Annotated in this window: 14 protein-coding genes; 5 read left to right on the top strand and 9 right to left on the bottom strand. The window is 57.2% G+C overall.

All coding sequences use genetic code 11. The annotated features are described in order from the left end of the window. Positions 1-81: 81 nt before the first annotated feature. Positions 82-447, bottom strand: a complete 366-nt coding sequence (locus HV127_RS08620) for a hypothetical protein (protein ID WP_182235621.1) — start codon at positions 445-447, stop codon at positions 82-84. Positions 448-588: 141 nt separating this feature from the next. On the opposite strand from HV127_RS08620, the gene HV127_RS08615 reads away from it, so the two are divergent. Next, positions 589-750, top strand: a complete 162-nt coding sequence (locus HV127_RS08615) for a hypothetical protein (protein ID WP_182235620.1) — start codon at positions 589-591, stop codon at positions 748-750. 53 nt (positions 751-803) lie between these two features. On the opposite strand, the gene HV127_RS08610 is transcribed toward HV127_RS08615, so the two are convergent. From HV127_RS08610 to HV127_RS08600, 3 genes are read right to left on the bottom strand one after another with little or no spacing between them, the layout of a single operon-like run. Next, complete coding sequence (locus HV127_RS08610) at positions 804-2,345, bottom strand: DHA2 family efflux MFS transporter permease subunit (RefSeq protein ID WP_182235619.1); 1,542 nt, start codon at positions 2,343-2,345, stop codon at positions 804-806. Between the two features lie 11 nt (positions 2,346-2,356). Next, positions 2,357-3,493, bottom strand: a complete 1,137-nt coding sequence (locus HV127_RS08605; RefSeq protein WP_220471422.1) for an HlyD family secretion protein — start codon at positions 3,491-3,493, stop codon at positions 2,357-2,359. Further along, positions 3,462-4,946, bottom strand: a complete 1,485-nt coding sequence (locus HV127_RS08600; RefSeq protein WP_182235618.1) for an efflux transporter outer membrane subunit — start codon at positions 4,944-4,946, stop codon at positions 3,462-3,464. Before HV127_RS08600 ends, HV127_RS08605 begins: the two co-directional genes overlap by 32 nt. Before the next feature lie 109 nt (positions 4,947-5,055). Here HV127_RS08600 and HV127_RS08595 point away from each other — a divergent pair, with 109 nt between their 5' ends. Beyond that, entirely contained in the window at positions 5,056-5,673 is a 618-nt protein-coding gene (locus tag HV127_RS08595; RefSeq protein WP_182235617.1) for a TetR/AcrR family transcriptional regulator, read from the top strand. Between the two features lie 91 nt (positions 5,674-5,764). Then, complete coding sequence (gene pepE / locus HV127_RS08590; protein ID WP_182235616.1) at positions 5,765-6,454, top strand: dipeptidase PepE; 690 nt, start codon at positions 5,765-5,767, stop codon at positions 6,452-6,454. Between the two features lie 223 nt (positions 6,455-6,677). Here the strand turns inward: pepE and HV127_RS08585 are convergent, their stop codons facing one another. Together HV127_RS08585 and metH are read right to left on the bottom strand one after the other, a co-directional pair. Further along, a complete protein-coding gene (locus tag HV127_RS08585; protein WP_181484057.1) occupies positions 6,678-8,309 on the bottom strand; it encodes a Na/Pi cotransporter family protein in 1,632 nt (543 codons plus the stop codon). Between the two features lie 243 nt (positions 8,310-8,552). Then, positions 8,553-12,236, bottom strand: a complete 3,684-nt coding sequence (metH, locus tag HV127_RS08580) for a methionine synthase (RefSeq protein ID WP_182235615.1) — start codon at positions 12,234-12,236, stop codon at positions 8,553-8,555. A 194-nt stretch (positions 12,237-12,430) separates the two neighbouring features. Here metH and iclR point away from each other — a divergent pair, with 194 nt between their 5' ends. Together iclR and HV127_RS08570 are read left to right on the top strand one after the other, a co-directional pair. After that, positions 12,431-13,258 carry a glyoxylate bypass operon transcriptional repressor IclR gene (gene iclR / locus HV127_RS08575; RefSeq protein ID WP_110277248.1) on the top strand — a complete coding sequence of 276 codons (828 nt, stop codon included), beginning with the start codon at positions 12,431-12,433 and terminating at the stop codon, positions 13,256-13,258. A 9-nt stretch (positions 13,259-13,267) separates the two neighbouring features. Beyond that, positions 13,268-13,672, top strand: a complete 405-nt coding sequence (locus HV127_RS08570; RefSeq protein WP_182240597.1) for an ASCH domain-containing protein — start codon at positions 13,268-13,270, stop codon at positions 13,670-13,672. 48 nt (positions 13,673-13,720) lie between these two features. Here the strand turns inward: HV127_RS08570 and HV127_RS08565 are convergent, their stop codons facing one another. The 3 genes from HV127_RS08565 to aceK all read right to left on the bottom strand — a co-directional run bounded on the left by HV127_RS08565 (position 13,721) and on the right by aceK (position 16,217). Continuing rightward, complete coding sequence (locus HV127_RS08565) at positions 13,721-14,014, bottom strand: type II toxin-antitoxin system RelE/ParE family toxin (RefSeq protein ID WP_182235614.1); 294 nt, start codon at positions 14,012-14,014, stop codon at positions 13,721-13,723. Between the two features lie 15 nt (positions 14,015-14,029). Beyond that, a complete protein-coding gene (locus HV127_RS08560; protein WP_182235613.1) occupies positions 14,030-14,296 on the bottom strand; it encodes a type II toxin-antitoxin system Phd/YefM family antitoxin in 267 nt (88 codons plus the stop codon). A gap of 157 nt (positions 14,297-14,453) precedes the next feature. Next, positions 14,454-16,217, bottom strand: coding sequence for a bifunctional isocitrate dehydrogenase kinase/phosphatase (gene aceK / locus HV127_RS08555; RefSeq protein WP_182235612.1), 1,764 nt, complete (start codon positions 16,215-16,217; stop codon positions 14,454-14,456). Positions 16,218-16,222 lie beyond the last annotated feature (5 nt).

Below are 16,222 nucleotides of genomic sequence, written 5' to 3'. Positions count from 1 at the left end.
AACATTTCTTCCTCTCAAACTTATCGTATTTCCAGACGGGTAACACGCCCCGAAGAGTCAGTCTGCGAGGCGCTTTCCAGATTAATTTAGAGAGCCGCTGGCAAAAACCTGCCGATCTGCCTTCGCTTCCAGCAGTGCCAGCGCAGGAATCAACTGGCTGATGCAGGCGAGGCTATGCCCTAACTGACATACGCTTTCGGCGGAATAAGGCACCGGATCTTCGTTAGCCATCGTGACAAGGCTGTCACCCAGAAAATGCAGCGTGTGACACAACCCCGCCAGACACTCCTCGCAGCCAAAAGAGAGCGCCAGATTTTCCTCCGGGGTTAACGGGCTAAAATCGAGATGATGGATTGCGTCGACAAACGGGAAATGGAGCAGATTAGCCTCGGGAATCGTGGAGAAAGACTCGGGACAGGCGTTAGTGGTACGATTAGCAGCAGCCATGGCATTACCTCGCATAATGTGGTGGTCAGACGCCCCGATCGTGTTGCTGCACTTTCGGGGCGTTGTCATTTTTAGCATGTGATAGTAATGTGTCATCACACATGCTCACACTACTCTAGTGTAATTTAGGTGTCAACACACATGAATGAAAGAAGAGGAAACCCACCGTTTCAGTTTCGCCTGGACCCGGAACTGAGAAAGGCAATGGAAGAGGCACAACGTTTAGATGGAGACGAATCGTTAGCCGCCTGGATTAAGCGAATTATCAGAAAAGAGTTAAAGCAGAAGGGGTTTGATATTTAAACCCCCGACGTAAACAGCCTCGCTGCGCCGGGGGTTTAGCGTAAAGATAAGACTTAGTGTCCGCCCGCGCCGGCCTGCACAACGCGTGAAGGGCGCGGCGCCAGCCAGATAACGCTGGCGGCGATCACAAACGCGATGCCGATGCCGATCATCATCTGGTTGGTCGCCAGCATCGAGCTCTGGCCGACAATCAAACCGTCAATCGCCTGATTCACCGCATCCACCGGCATCCCGCTGTGGGTCAGCATCTCGCGCACGCTGCCGTCGCTGTCCACAATCCCCACCAGCTCGGCGTGGTTATAGGTGATACGGTTATCCCAGACGGTGGTCACCAGCGAAGTAGCAAACGCGCCTGAGAGGGTACGGAGGAAGTTCATCAGCCCGGCGGCGGAATCCATCTCCCGCTCCTCGACGCTGGCCAGCGCCAGAGTGGTGGTCGGGATAAAGAAGAACGGCAGCGCGAACCCGAGCACCAGCAGCGGAATAGACACATCCCAGAACGCCATATCGGTGTTGGCGATGGCACGCCAAAATGAAACCACGCCCATCCACAGCACGCCCCAGAACACCAGCTTGCGCGGGTCGAAACGACCAGCGGCCATCGCCACCAGCGGCGCAACGAGGAAAGAACTGACCCCGGTCCAGGCGGTGGCAAACCCTGCTTGCGTTGCGGTGTAGCCCATAAAGTTTTGCAGCCACAACGGCGTCAGTACGTTAACGCCAAAGAAGGCGGCAAACGCCAGGCTGATGGTCAGTACGCTGACCGAAAAGCCGCGATGGCGGAAAACCCGCAGGTCCACCACTGGCGTCTCCTCGTGCCACTCCCAGATAAGAAAGGCGATAAACCCCACTACCGCCACAACGCAGAGAGTGATAATGGTGCTTGATGAGAACCAATCGAGATTTTTCCCCTCGTCCAGCATCAGTTGCAGCGCGCCCACCCACACTACCAGCAGAACCAGCCCAACCATATCAATGCCGCTGCGCGACAGCTTATCGGTATAGCGCTTCAGCAGGTTCCAGGCGAAGAAAGCGCTGATCCCGGCAATCGGTGCGTTGAGGAAGAAGACCCACGACCAGCTGAAGTCATCGCAAAGATAACCGCCGAGGATCGGCCCGACCACCGGTGCGACCATCGTCGTCATCGACCACAGGCCAATCGCGGCAGAGACCTTCTCACGCGGGAAGATGCGCATCAGCAGCGTCTGCGACAGCGGCATCAGCGGCCCGCCGCTCAGCCCCTGGAAGACCCTCGCCACCACCAGAATGCCAATGGAGCCGGAAATCCCGCAAATAACAGAAAAGACACCAAACAGCACCATCGAGGCGATAAACACCCGCACCGAACCGAAGCGCGACGCCAGCCAGCCGGTCAGCGGCACGGTGATCGCCTCCCCCACCGCATAGGCGGTAATCACCCAGGTGCCCTGACTGCTCGCGGCCCCCAGGGCGCCAGCGATATGCGGCACCGCCACGTTGGCGATGGTCATATTCAGCACGGCGATAAAGTTGGCCGTCGCCAGGATAATCGCGGCTAACCACAGCGCTGCGCCGGTCAACGGCTGGATCTGCGGCTCTGCAACAGACTGATTCATACCATCCCCCATCAGCGCCCACGGGTGTCGATTTCAGCGTGCATCGACAGCCCCACCTTCAGCGGATGTTTATCCAGCTCGATCGGGTCAAGCTTGATACGTACCGGCAGGCGCTGAACAACCTTGATCCAGTTGCCGGTGGCGTTCTGCGCTGGAATAGCTGAAAACGCTGAGCCGGAGCCGCCGGAGAAGCCTTCCACCACGCCGTGATAGGTCACGGAGCTGCCGTACAGATCGGCATGCAGCTCCACAGGCTGACCGACGCGGACGTTGGTTAGCTGCACCTCTTTATAGTTGGCGTTAACGTACATCTCATGGACCGGCACGACGGTCATCAGCGGCATCCCCGCCTGCACGCGCTGCCCCGGTTCAACCTGACGTTTAGCAATAATGCCTTCGACCGGCGCACGAATTTCAGTACGCGCCAAATCGACGGCAGCCTGATCGCGGCGTGCGCGAGCCAGCGCGACTTCCGGATGGTTGTCCACGGTGGTATCACTGATCCGCACGGCGTTAGTTTCCCGCGCGCTCAGCGCCGACGCGCGGTTAGCTTTCGCCTGGCTGGCCGCCGCCTGCTCCGCCGCCAGCCGGGCTTTGGCGCTATCCCAGGCATTCTGCGCCTGCGTCAGCTCGTCGCCGGATACCGCGCCGTCAGCCACCAGCGCTTTACGCCGCTTCAGGTCAATACTGGCGCGGGAGAAATCTGCCTGCGCAACCGCCAGCTGCGCCGCCGCCCGCAGTTCATCCGCTTCGCGGGCCTGAATCTGCGAATGGAGGTTGCTGTCGGTGGTGAAATAGCCCTTCACCCGCCGGATGGTGTTTTCCAGCTCTGCGTCCGCCTGAGCCTTCGCCAGTTGAGCATCGGTGGGGTCGATACGCACCAGCAGGTCGCCCTTTTTCACCATCTGCGTATCCTTGACCAGCACTTCACCGACCGTTCCGCCAATAGACGGCGTCACCTGAGTGATTTCCACCGCCGCATAGGCGTTATCGGTGGCGACAAAATGCGAGCCGTACAAAAACCAGTATCCACCGGATAGCGCCCCGGCGATGATAACTACGCCAGCCAGCAGCATCAGCTGTGCTTTACGTCGTTGTTGGCTTACGTTTGGGGTTTTAGACATCATCAGATCCTTTTGCTTCTTCATCCTGCGGCTGCTGGTAGCCGCCACCCAGCGCGCGTTGTAGCGCGACATCAACAGAGAAGGCGCGCGACTGCACCACGGCAAGTCGGCGCTGACACTCCAGTACCGAATCCTGGGCGTACAGCACATCGATGTACGTCGCCAGGCCTCCTTCATAACGTTTGCTCACCACCCGCCAGGCCTCGCTGGCCTCGGTTGCCGCCGTTTGTGCGCTGGCAATTTGCGCCGTCAGGGCTTTCTGGCTCAGCCCCGCGCTCGCCACCTCCTGCAACGCATGGGTGACGGTAGCGTTGTAGCGGGCGGCGGCGATATCGTACTCAGCCATTGAGCCGCGCAGCTCACCGCGCAGGCGACCCCCGCTGAAGATAGGCAGCCAAATAGCCGGTCCGGCGTTGCCGAATTTCGATCCTGATTCGATGAGGTTATCCAGCCCCAGCGCCTGGAAGCCGATAAACGCCGACAGGTTGATGTTGGGGTAAAACGCCGCTTTATGCGCGCTAACCTGACTATCCTGCGCTTGTGCCATCAGGCGGGCGGCGACGATATCCGGGCGACGACCCAGCAGGTTGACAGGGAGCTGTTCCGGCAGTCCGCGCACGTTGTGCAAATTAATTTGCGGCCGCTTGATGGCCAGCCCGCGATCCGGCCCGGCCCCCAGCAGTTCTGCAAGCTGATAACGCGTAAGCTGGATACGCTCATCAAGCACCTGCAGTTCGCCCTGCGCGGCAGCCAGCCGCGACTGGGCAATATGCAAGGCCGAGCGTGTTTCCATACCGTTGTGATAGCGTTTATCAAACAGCTCGGCTGTTTTACGCCGCGCCTCCACCACCTCCGCTACGCTGTCGCGCTCGGCGTAGTATTGCGCCAGATCGGCATACGCCATCGCGACCGCGGCGGACAGCTCCAGCTGCGCCTGATACTGCTCCGCGCGGGTCGCCTCAATTACCGAAGTCGCCGCCGCCAGCGAGGCGCGGTTTTTACCCCAGAAATCCAGATCCCACGAAAGGTCGAGCGTCATCTGGCCATACTCTTTCCAGCCAATGGGCGACATTTCGCGCGGCAGTAAATAGTTGTAGGACTGACGCTGCTGGCTGGCCGTTGCCGAAGCGCTGAGCTGCGGCAGCAGTGCCGATTGCGCCTGCTGGCCTCTGGCCTCGGCGCTGCGCAAACGCGCGGCGGCAATCGTCATATCGGGGGCGTTTGCCAGCGCCTCGTCAATGAGCGTATTGAGCTGGCTGTCGCCGTAGCTACGCCACCACTGCTGCGTCGGCCAGACCGCCTGCGCATTCAGCGGCAGCGTACTCGCCCCATAGCTTTCAACGGCTTTGAGTTCCGCCTTAGGCGGTGCATCCGGTAGCTGCGCGCAGCCGACCAGCCACAGCGCGGCCGCCAGCGGTATCAGCGTTCTGCGGCTGGCAGATCGTGTAAAAAATGAAGGTAAGGCATCCTGTTCCATAATTATGTCTATCCTGATATTAAACTGTACTGTACGGTACAGCTTTGGAGTGTATCAGAGTCGTGATAAAATTGAACAGCCCTTTCTTTTTCTCAGCCGGTCGTCAAATATGAAAAGCACCAGAACCGAAGCAAAACGACAAAATATCCTTGATGAGGCCACGCAGGTATTTCGCGAACTGGGCTATGAAGGGGCCTCAATGGCGGAAATCTGCGCCCGCGTTGGCGGCTCGAAGGCCACGCTGTATAACCATTTTGCGTCAAAAGATGAGTTATTTTTTGAAGTGATGTCGCGCCTGTGCGAAGAAGAATTCTCCGCAGTGCTCAAGCTGGTGGAGCCATCAATGCTGGAGCGCGGCGACATTACGCTCGCGCTGAATCAGTTTGGTCAGCGCTTTTTGCACTTTATCTACTCTCCGGATGTGCAATCCAACCAGCGGCTGGCGATTGCCGGTTCCGGTAACAACAAGTTAGGCGATCTTATCTATCAGCGCGGCATCCTGCGCGTTCAGCAGCTGATCGCCGATTTTTTATCTCTCGCCATGGAGAATGGTTTGCTGCGCCATGCCGATCCGCGCATTACGGCGCTGCACTTGAGCGCGTTGTTGCAAGCAGAGCTGATGGACCGGTTTTTATTCCGCCAGCAGGACCGCGTTAGCGATGAAGAAGTGCAGCAGGTGACGGCGCGTGCCGTTGAGGTGTTTATGGCGGCTTATCTTCCGCGTTAAGCTCGTTTTAGCGTGAGCCACGTCAGCAAGCAGAATGATAAGCTGTGCTAACATCCTCAGCCGACGAATCATCTGGCTGAATGGAGAAATAATGGAACTGCTGCTATTAAGTAACTCAACGCTACCGGGCAAAGCCTGGCTGGAACATGCGCTACCGACGATTGCCGGGCAGCTAAACGGTCGCCGTTCTGCGGTATTTATTCCTTTCGCCGGGGTGACGCAAACCTGGGACGATTACACCGCGAAAACCGCCGCCGTCTTTGGCCCAATGGGCGTGGCGGTTACCGGAATTCACAGCGTGGCTGACCCGGTGTCGGCGATTGAAAACGCAGAGATAGTTATCGTTGGCGGCGGTAATACCTTCCAGTTGCTGAAAGAGTGCCGCGAGCGCGGCCTGCTGGCACCGATGGTGGATGTGGTGAAGCGCGGTGCGCTATACGTCGGCTGGAGCGCGGGGGCTAACCTTGCCTGCCCGACCATCCGCACCACTAACGATATGCCGATTGTCGACCCTCAAGGCTTTGATGCTCTGGGGCTGTTCCCGCTACAAATTAACCCGCATTTCACCAACGCCCTACCGGAAGGCCATAAAGGCGAAACCCGCGAACAGCGGATTCGTGAGCTGCTGGTGGTTGCGCCGGAATTGACAATTATCGGCTTGCCGGAAGGCAACTGGATTCAGGTGACGCAGGGCCACGCCACCCTCGGCGGCCCGAACCCGACGCTGGTGTTCAGAGCGGGAGAAGAGGCGGTAACTCTTAACGCAGGGCATCGTTTCTGATCCCTTGATCTCACTTTCCCGGAGGCGGTGCTGCGCACCTGTCCGGGCTACCCAACCCCAGACCGCACGGGCCTGTAGCCCCGGGTAAGGCGTCTGCCGCGACCCGGGGAATTTCCCGGAGGCGGCGCTTGACGCGCCTTGTCCGGGTGACCAAACCGCAGACTGCTGTGAACCTGTAGCCCGGTCAGCGCAGCGCCACCGGGGATTTTTGCGACATCACCGGTTAATAATCATCCCGCTCATCGTCCTCATCCGGCTGCTCCATCACGCTATAGGCCACCGAGCAGAACAGCGAGTTCAGACGCTTCATATCGCCCAGTAGCGCCAGATGCAGCGTACTGGTTTCAATACTCTGCACGTTTTGCTGATGCAGGCGGTCAACGTGAGCATGCGAATAGCGGCGGTTTAAAATGCGAAAACGATGCTTACTACGCCGCAGACGACGGGCGCTCGGCACGTCACCGGAGAAAAAGACCGACATCGCCAGCTGTAGATTACTCAGTAATTGATCGTACAGCCCATCCAGCTCCTTCAGCCCCTCCATGGAGAAAGCGCGGCGCGCAGCCAGAGATTTATCGGCGATTTCGCTGCCCATCCTCTCGACAATATCCGAAGCCTGCTCCAGGTTGAGCGCCATTTCGATGATCTCCGCCCAGCGGCGGGATTCCTCTTCCGCCAGCTCCTCTTTTGGCATGCGCGCCAGATAGAGCTTAATCGCGGTATAAAGCACGTTGATGTCATCCGCCATCCGCCGTAGCTCTTTCTCCTCGCGCGACTCACCGTGCATGATCTTGCGCAAACCTTCCAGCATCTGCTCCATCGCATCGCCAATACGCAGCGTTTCACGAGCGGCATTGGCCAGCGCCAGCGCGGGGGTATCCAGCGCCGAAGTATCGAGATGCTTCGGCTTCAGTCGCGCGTCCAGCTCCGGCTCGTCGCGAATCAAACGCTTACAGAGGCGGGCCATCGGCTCAGCGAACGGCACCATGGCGATACAGCGGATCAGGTTGTAGAAGACGTGGAAGTAGATAACCAGCTCAGCTTCCGCTAACGGCAGCTTATGCATCACCTCGGCCAGTACATGAACAAACGGCAGGATAATCAGGCTGCCCACCAGCTTGAACAGCAGGCTACCAAGCGCAACGCGGCGCGCGGCGGCATTCGCTCCGCTGTTATTGAGCATCGCCAGCAGCCCGGAGCCGAGGTTAGCGCCAATCACCAGGCACAGCGCGACCGGAAATGAAATCACACCGGTCGAGGTTAACGTGGCGGTCAGCAGCACAGCGGCCAGGCTTGAATAGCTGATGATCGCGAATACCGCGCCAATCAGCGCATCCAGCATAATATCGCCGGTCAACGAGGCGAAAATCACCTGCACGCCGTTGGCCTGGGTTATGGGATGCACCGCCTGTACGATCAGCTCCAGCGCGAGAAGAATCAGCCCCAGGCCAATCCCCACGCGTCCGAGCTGGCCTGCGCGCGTTTGCTTGCGCCCAAGGAAAAAAATCACGCCGATAAAAATCAGCAGCGGCGAAAGCCATGACAGGTCGAAGGTCAGCACCCTCGCCATCAGCGCGGTACCGACGTCCGCCCCCAGCACCATTACCAGCGCGGGGGCCAGCGCCACCAGATCCTGAGCGACAAAAGAGGTGACCAGCATGGTGGTGGCGTTGCTGCTCTGGACCAGCGCGGTGACGCCGATGCCCGCACAGAAGGCGAGCGGCTTTTTCTCCACGCTGCTGCTCAGAACGCTTCGCAGGCGTGCACCGTAGACGCGCATCACGCCGGTGCGAACAATATGGGTGCCCCACACCAGCAGGGCGACGGCAGAAAGCAGGTGTAGCAGAGTTAACACGGAATCAGCTTCTCCTTATATTTATCGGTTCCTGAGGCTCAAGGCGTCGGCATTATGCCTGATGGCGCTGCGCTTATCCGGCCTACAAAAGATTCTCCCGTAGGCCGGATAAGGCGTTTACGCCGCCATCCGGCAAGCCGCGCCCGCAAACCTTGTTTCAGTATAAGGGTTTAAACACAATAAAGAGACAGGGCGCTCATTGAGCGCCCTGTTAGTTGTAAGGAAAGATAACTGATTGGCGAATCAGTCGGCGTCATATCCCAAATTCGGCGCTAACCAGCGTTCAACTTCCGCCACGCTCATCCCTTTACGCAACGCGTAGTCCTCCACCTGATCGCGCTGAATTTGCGCTACCGCGAAATACTTGCTGTCCGGGTGGCTGAAGTACCAGCCGGAGACCGAGGCTCCGGGCCACATAGCGAAGGATTCGGTTAGCTTCATACCGGTGTGTTTTTCCACTTCCAGCAGCTCCCAGATGGTCGCCTTTTCGGTGTGCTCCGGGCAGGCCGGATAACCGGGCGCCGGGCGGATCCCCTGGTAGTTTTCGCGGATCAGCTCTTCGTTGCTGAGGTTCTCGTTCGCTGCGTAGCCCCAGTACACTTTACGCACCCGCTCGTGCAGATATTCGGCAAAGGCTTCCGCCAGACGGTCGGCAATCGCTTTCACCATAATCTTGTTATAGTCATCGTGCTGCGCCTCGTAAGCATCGGCCAGCGCGTCCTCTTCAAGACCGCCAGTTACCGCGAACGCGCCGATGTAGTCCGCTTTTCCGGACAATTTTGGGGCGACAAAATCCGCCAGGCAGTAGTTAGCAAAACCGACTTTCTCCGTTTGCTGACGCAGATGACGCCCCACGTTCAGCACATGGGTACGGGTTTCATCGCGATAAATTTCCACATCGTCGCCGACGCGGTTTGCCGGGAACAGCCCCACCACGCCGCGCGGGTTAAGAGATTTTTCAGCGCTCAGCTTATCCAGCAGATCGTTGGCATCTTTGAACAGTCGCTGCGCCTCAACGCCGACCACTTCATCTTCCAGAATGCGCGGATATTTCCCGGCCAGCGACCAGGTCATAAAGAACGGCGTCCAGTCGATATAGTTACGCAGGGTTTCGATACTGGCTTCAACCTCCTGCACGCCCAGACGATGGGCCACCGGCGGGGTATAGTTTTCCCAGTCAAAGGCCAGATCGTTATCGCGCGCAGCCTCCAGCGTGACCGGCGGCGTACGCGGCTTTTTGCGCGCGTGCTGAATGCGCACGGTTTCATACTCTTTACGCGTGCGGGCAACAAAATCATCGTGCTGAGTATCAGACAGTAGCGCGGCAACAACGCCAACGGTGCGCGAGGCGTTCTGCACGTAGACCGTCGGGCCACTGTAGTTCTGCTCGATTTTCACTGCTGTATGCGCTTTCGAAGTCGTCGCGCCGCCGATCAGCAGTGGAATGGTAAAGCCCTGGCGTTCCATCTCTTTCGCCACGTTGACCATTTCGTCCAGCGACGGAGTAATCAGTCCGGAAAGGCCAATCAGGTCCGCATTCACTTCTCTCGCCGTTCTAAGGATTTTCTCCGCGGGGACCATCACGCCAAGATCGACGATTTCGTAGTTGTTACATTGCAGTACAACCCCAACGATATTTTTACCGATGTCATGAACATCGCCCTTCACGGTCGCAATGACCATCTTGCCGTTGCTGGAGCCTTTTTCTTTGCTGGCTTCGATATACGGTTCGAGATACGCCACCGCCTGCTTCATCACGCGGGCAGATTTCACCACCTGCGGCAGGAACATTTTCCCTTCACCAAACAGATCGCCGACCACGTTCATGCCGTCCATCAGCGGCCCTTCGATGACCTCGATAGGGCGCGTGGCCTGCTGACGGGCTTCTTCGGTATCCAGCTCGATAAATTCGGTAATGCCTTTGACCAGCGAATATTCGAGACGCTTTTTCACTTCCCACGAACGCCATTCAGCCTGCTGGATGTTGGCGCTTTCGTCGGATTTGCTACCGCGATATTTCTCCGCCAGATCCAGCAGACGTTCAGTGCCATCATCGCGGCGGTTCAGAATCACATCTTCAACCGCATCGCGCAGTTCAGCGGGCAGGTCGTCGTAAATCGCCAGCTGACCGGCGTTGACGATGCCCATGTCCATGCCGTTACGGATGGCGTAGTAGAGGAATACTGCGTGAATCGCCTCCCGCACCGGGTCGTTGCCGCGGAACGAGAACGACACGTTGGAGACGCCGCCGGAAATTAGCGCATGCGGCAGTTCGCGTTTGATGTCTTCACAGGCACCGATAAAGTCCTGGGCGTAGTTGTTGTGCTCTTCAATGCCGGTCGCCACGGCGAAAATATTCGGGTCAAAAATGATGTCTTCCGGCGGGAAGCCCACTTCTTCGGTGAGAATCTTGTACGCCCGGCGGCAAATCTCAATTTTGCGCGCCCGGGTATCGGCCTGGCCCTGTTCATCAAAGGCCATCACTACCATGGCAGCACCGTAGCGGCGCACTTTTTTGGCATGGTGGATAAACGGCTCAACGCCCTCTTTCATCGAGATGGAGTTGACGATGCCTTTGCCCTGAATGCATTTCAGCCCTTTCTCAATGACCTCCCACTTTGAGGAGTCAATCATAATCGGTACGCGGGCAATATCCGGCTCACCGGCGATCAGGTTGAGGAATCGCACCATCGCCGCTTCGGCGTCGAGCATCCCCTCATCCATGTTGATATCGATAATCTGCGCGCCGCTTTCCACCTGCTGGCGGGCAACGTCCAGCGCTTCGTTGTATTTTTCTTCTTTAATCAGGCGTTTAAATTTTGCTGAGCCGGTCACGTTGGTACGCTCGCCAACGTTCACAAACAGGCTGTCGTCGCCGATATTCAGCGGCTCAAGGCCTGCGAGACGGCAGGCTACTGGCAGCTCCGGCAACTGGCGCGGCGTCAGCCCTTCAACGGCGCGGCTCATGGCGGCGATATGTTCCGGCGTGGTGCCGCAGCAGCCGCCAACGATATTCAGGAAGCCAGCCTCTGCCCATTCACGGATTTGCGCCGCCATATTGTCGGCGTCCAGGTCGTATTCACCAAAGGCGTTCGGCAGCCCGGCGTTCGGGTGCGCGGTGACGTAGCATTCGGCAATGCGCGACAGCTCCTGCACGTACTGGCGCAGCTCATCCGGTCCCAGGGCGCAGTTGAGGCCGAAGGTCAGCGCATCGGCGTGGCGCAGCGAGTTATAGAAGGCTTCGGTGGTCTGACCGGAAAGCGTACGCCCGGAGGCGTCGGTGATGGTGCCGGAGATCATAATCGGCAGATCCACACCCAGCGCTTCAAACTCTTCCTTCACCGCAAAAATCGCCGCTTTGGCGTTAAGGGTATCGAAGACGGTTTCAATCAGGATCAGGTCACTGCCGCCCTCCACCAGCGCTTTGGTGGATTCGCGATAGGCCGCCACCAGCCCGTCGAAAGTGATATTGCGAAAGGCCGGATCGTTGACGTCCGGAGAAATAGACGCGGTGCGGTTAGTCGGGCCGAGAACGCCTGCGACGTAGCGCGGTTTTTCCGGCGTGCGGGCGGTCCAGGCATCGGCGCTGGCGCGGGCCAGCTTCGCCGCTGCAAAGTTGATTTCCGCCGACAGGGATTCCATCTGGTAATCCGCCATCGCGATGGTCGTCGAGTTAAAGGTATTTGTCTCGATGATATCCGCCCCGGCCGCAAAGTAGGCATCGTGGATAGCGGCTATCACCTCCGGCTTGCTGAGAACCAGCAGGTCGTTGTTGCCCTTCAGATCGCACGGCCAGTCGGCAAAGCGATCGCCACGAAAGTCCTGCTCGCTCAGACGATAGCTCTGGATCATGGTGCCCATGCCTCCGTCCAGAACCAAAATACGTTCTTTTAACTGCTGATGCAGTTGCTCAACTTTGCTGCTCACACTCGCTCCCGACAACGCTCAATCAGACCGAAAAAACTCAACAGACCATACTGGCATAAACCTGGAGGGTGGAAAAGAAAACAACGGCAACATGAGACATGTTCAGCTTCACTCATCCGATCAGTCGGGTAGTGATTGCATTATCGCCAAATAAAACGAAAATCATTTCCACGATACAGAAAAAGGAGTCCGCGATGGCTACCCCCGTTCCTGCAAAACGCGGCAGAAAACCTGCCTCACCCGCCGCCGCTCCAGCTGGCGGACAAGTTCAGTCCCTGACACGTGGCCTGAAGCTACTCGAATGGATTTCTGAATCTCACGGCAGTGTCGCGCTGACCGAGCTGGCCCAGCAGGCCGGTTTACCTAACTCCACCACCCACCGCCTGCTGACCACCATGCAGCAGTTGGGCTTTGTTCGCCAGGTTGGCGAGCTGGGACACTGGTCGGTGGGGGCGCATGCATTTGTTGTCGGCAGCAGCTTCCTGCAAAGCCGCAACCTGCTGGCTATCGTCCATCCGATTCTGCGCCAACTGATGGAAGATTCCGGCGAGACGGTAAACCTCGCGGTGCTAGACCAGGGCGACCATCAGGCGATTATCATCGACCAGGTACAGTGTACCCAACTGATGCGTATGTCTGCGCCAATTGGCGGCAAGCTGCCGATGCACGCTTCCGGCGCGGGAAAAGCCTTTCTGTCGCAGTTGAGTGAAGAGCAAGTGACCAGCCTGCTGCATCGTAAAGGCCTGCATGCTTATACTCACGCTACGCTGGTGTCGCCGGTGCATCTGAAAGAAGATTTGGCCCAGACGCGTAAACGCGGCTATTCGTTTGATGATGAAGAACACGCGCTTGGCCTGCGCTGCGTGGCATCGTGTATTTATGATGAACACCGCGAGCCGTTCGCCGCGATTTCTATCTCCGGGCCGATTTCGCGCATTACCGACGATCGCGTTACCGAACTGGGGGCGCTGGCGATTAAGGCGGCGAAAGAAGTGACGCTGGCATATGGAGGAGTGCGATAAATGAGCGATCTGAAATCATACTGGCAAGATAAATACCCTTCTGCTTTCTGCTGGTCTTTCGGTGATTCACCGGAGCTCGCCGACGAGCTGGCAGCCCTGGTCGTCGCCGGGAAAAAGCGCGGCACCTGCGGCTCGCTTGCCAGCTATCAGCAAGAGCTGCCGCCCGTAACGCCTGGGGCATATCACATTGTGCTGGACGGCAAAGGTAAAGCAGTCTGCGTGATACGCACCCTGGCGCTCAGGTTGATACGTTTTAACGAAATGAGCGCGCAACTGGCCGCGCTGGAAGGCGAAGGTGATTTGAGCCTGGCTTACTGGCAATCTGCGCATCAGGCGTTTTTTGAGCGCGAAGGCACCTGGGCGCCGGATATGGAGCTGGTGTACGAAGAATTCACCGTTATTGAAGTGGCCTGATTGACCCCGCCTGCGACTGACAACGATATGCGGGATAAGTGTTTACACTTACAGGTAGTTTTGCGGATCTTGTTTCTCATGCAGTACAGCCAGAACAATGATGCCTTCTGGAACTTCCCGGTAATAAATAATATGGCTTTCTACCGGGAAACTGCGTACTGCTGGAAAAAGATCGTCACTGCGATCGCGACCAGGAGAGGGATGTTTATCAAGGATATCCGTCATCGTCACGCGTAAAACCGAGGCGTAGGCTTCTGCAACATCCTTACCCCAGCGACGCGTAGAATAAATCCTGATTGCGCGAATATGCTCTTTCGCCGCGGTTGTAAACCTGATGCTCATCCCTTAGCTTTATCCTTAAATTCCGTTTTTTTCATCGGATGCCAGTGGGCCGAAGACATCATCAATACCATGCAATTCACCGCTATCTGCCTGAGCGATAGATTCAGCCAGAACAGCCTTCAATCGCTGTAGCTTCAACTGGGTAAATTGGTCATATTCTTCGGGCGAAATCACTACTGCCACACGCTTACCGTGCTTACTGATTTCCACGGGTTCACGCTGAGCTTTCATCAGCAAATCACCAAACTGATTCTTCGCTTGTTGTGCGGGCATGACTTGCATACACCCTCCTTTTGGCCAAAATGGCTCGAATGTCTAATATAGACATATTAGAAAGAAGGCTCCCATATCTCCAGCAAAATCTTCAGACAGGTTCGTCCCTATTCCTCAATAAGCGGCAACAATACTGCGCTAAGCAAATCCCCGCAAACCGTCTGATTCACTCCTGGAAAGCCGCTCGCAAAAGAGAGGGGTCGGTTGTACCGTAGCGCACGCAAAAGCGCTGACGGCGGCGATAGGCGTAGACGTCCTCCACGTGGCCTTCTCGAATCCGCGTTTGTAGCGCCCGCCAGTAATCAGCACGCAGCAGGTCGGCATGCATCTCTTCAAATAGCGGCCCGATGCGCCGGTCAGCGCACAGCCAGTGGCGAAACTCTTCCGGAAAGACATCTCCCGGCGAAACGCTATACCAGGGCTCGCTGGCCAGCTCGTCTTCCGGATAACGAGCAGGTGGTATTTCGCGGAAATTCACTTCGGTCATATAGCAAATTTCATCATAATCGTAGAACACCACCCGGCCGTGGCGCGTGACGCCAAAGTTCTTAAATAGCATATCGCCGGGGAAAATATTAGCGGCGGCCAGCTGACGAATGGCGTTCCCATACTCCTCTACCGCATCGCGCAGCGCCTGACCGCCCACCTGCTCCAGCCATATATTCAGCGGTACCATCCGCCGCTCAATATAGAGATGGCTGATGACAATCCGCTCCCCGAGATCGGTGATTTTTGCTCCAGCCTCGGTTTGGAGCAGGGCCATGAGTTCAGGCGCAATTTGCCGTTTCTCCAGCACAAAGTTTTCAAACTCCTGTGTGTCGGCCATTCTTCCCACGCGGTCGTGCTCTTTAACCAACTGATAGCAAGCGCGCACGTGAGCAGCAGTCATCTCTTTCTGCGGCGCAAAATTGTCTTTGATTACCTTAAATACCCGGTCAAATCCCGGCAAGGTGAATACCAGCATCACCATGCCGCGAATGCCCGGCGCTTCGATAAATTGCTCATCGCTGCGGGAGATATAGTGCAGGTATTCGCGATAGCTTTCGGTTTTCGCATGCTTCTGGCAGCCAATCGCCATATACAATTCGGCAGTGGTTTTACCCGGCAGGATATCGCGCAGCCATTCGACCAGCGCGCCGGGCAGCGGCGCGTAAACCATAAAATAGGAGCGGGCGAAGCCAAAAACGATACTCGCTTCAGCATGCGTAGTCAGACAGGCATCGACAAACAGTTCGCCTTCATCGGTACGATGGATTGGCAGCAGGAAAGGCAGCGTCGCCATTGGCGTGACGAGTTTACCCACCAACCAGGCAGCTTTATTGCGATAAAACAGTTCGTTCGCTACCTGCAAATGCGACCGGGAGAGCAGTTCACTGCCAAGCGCTTCCTGCAAACAAGCGGTGATATAGCCGATATCACGCGCCCGGTCCTGCCACGGCAGACGCAGAGGGAGATCGGATAACACCTTGCGTAATAAGGTGTCCCAGCCGCGATCGGGGAAGAAATCTTTTGCCAGCGGGCGCGGGATAGAGCACAAACGGCGCTCAGGCTGTGAACTGAAAATAAAAAGCCGCTCGGGAGTCAGCGAGCGGTGGTCAAACAACCGACAATAGACGGAATTGAAAAAACTCTCCGCAATTTCGAAGCGAGGGTAATCCGGCAACAAGTGGGTGTAGTGCTCTTTCACCCGCAGCAAAAAATCAGCATCGGTATTTTTGCCATCGGTAATGCAGCGCAGCTGTTCGACAACCAGACCGACATGGTGATCGTAGAGATGAATGCGCTGTTTCATTGCCTGCTGGACGGCATGCCAGTCAGCCTGTTCGAAGCGCTGCTGGGCACCGGAAGTGACTTCAAGAAAACGCCCGTACTGGGCGTCAAAACCCTGCAAGATAGTCTGAGCAATCAATAATTCCAGGCCACGCGTCATATCTT

Source organism: Klebsiella sp. RHBSTW-00215 (genome assembly GCF_014103785.1).
GTDB lineage: Bacteria > Pseudomonadota > Gammaproteobacteria > Enterobacterales > Enterobacteriaceae > Klebsiella.
This window is presented reverse-complemented; position numbering and strand designations above follow the sequence as displayed.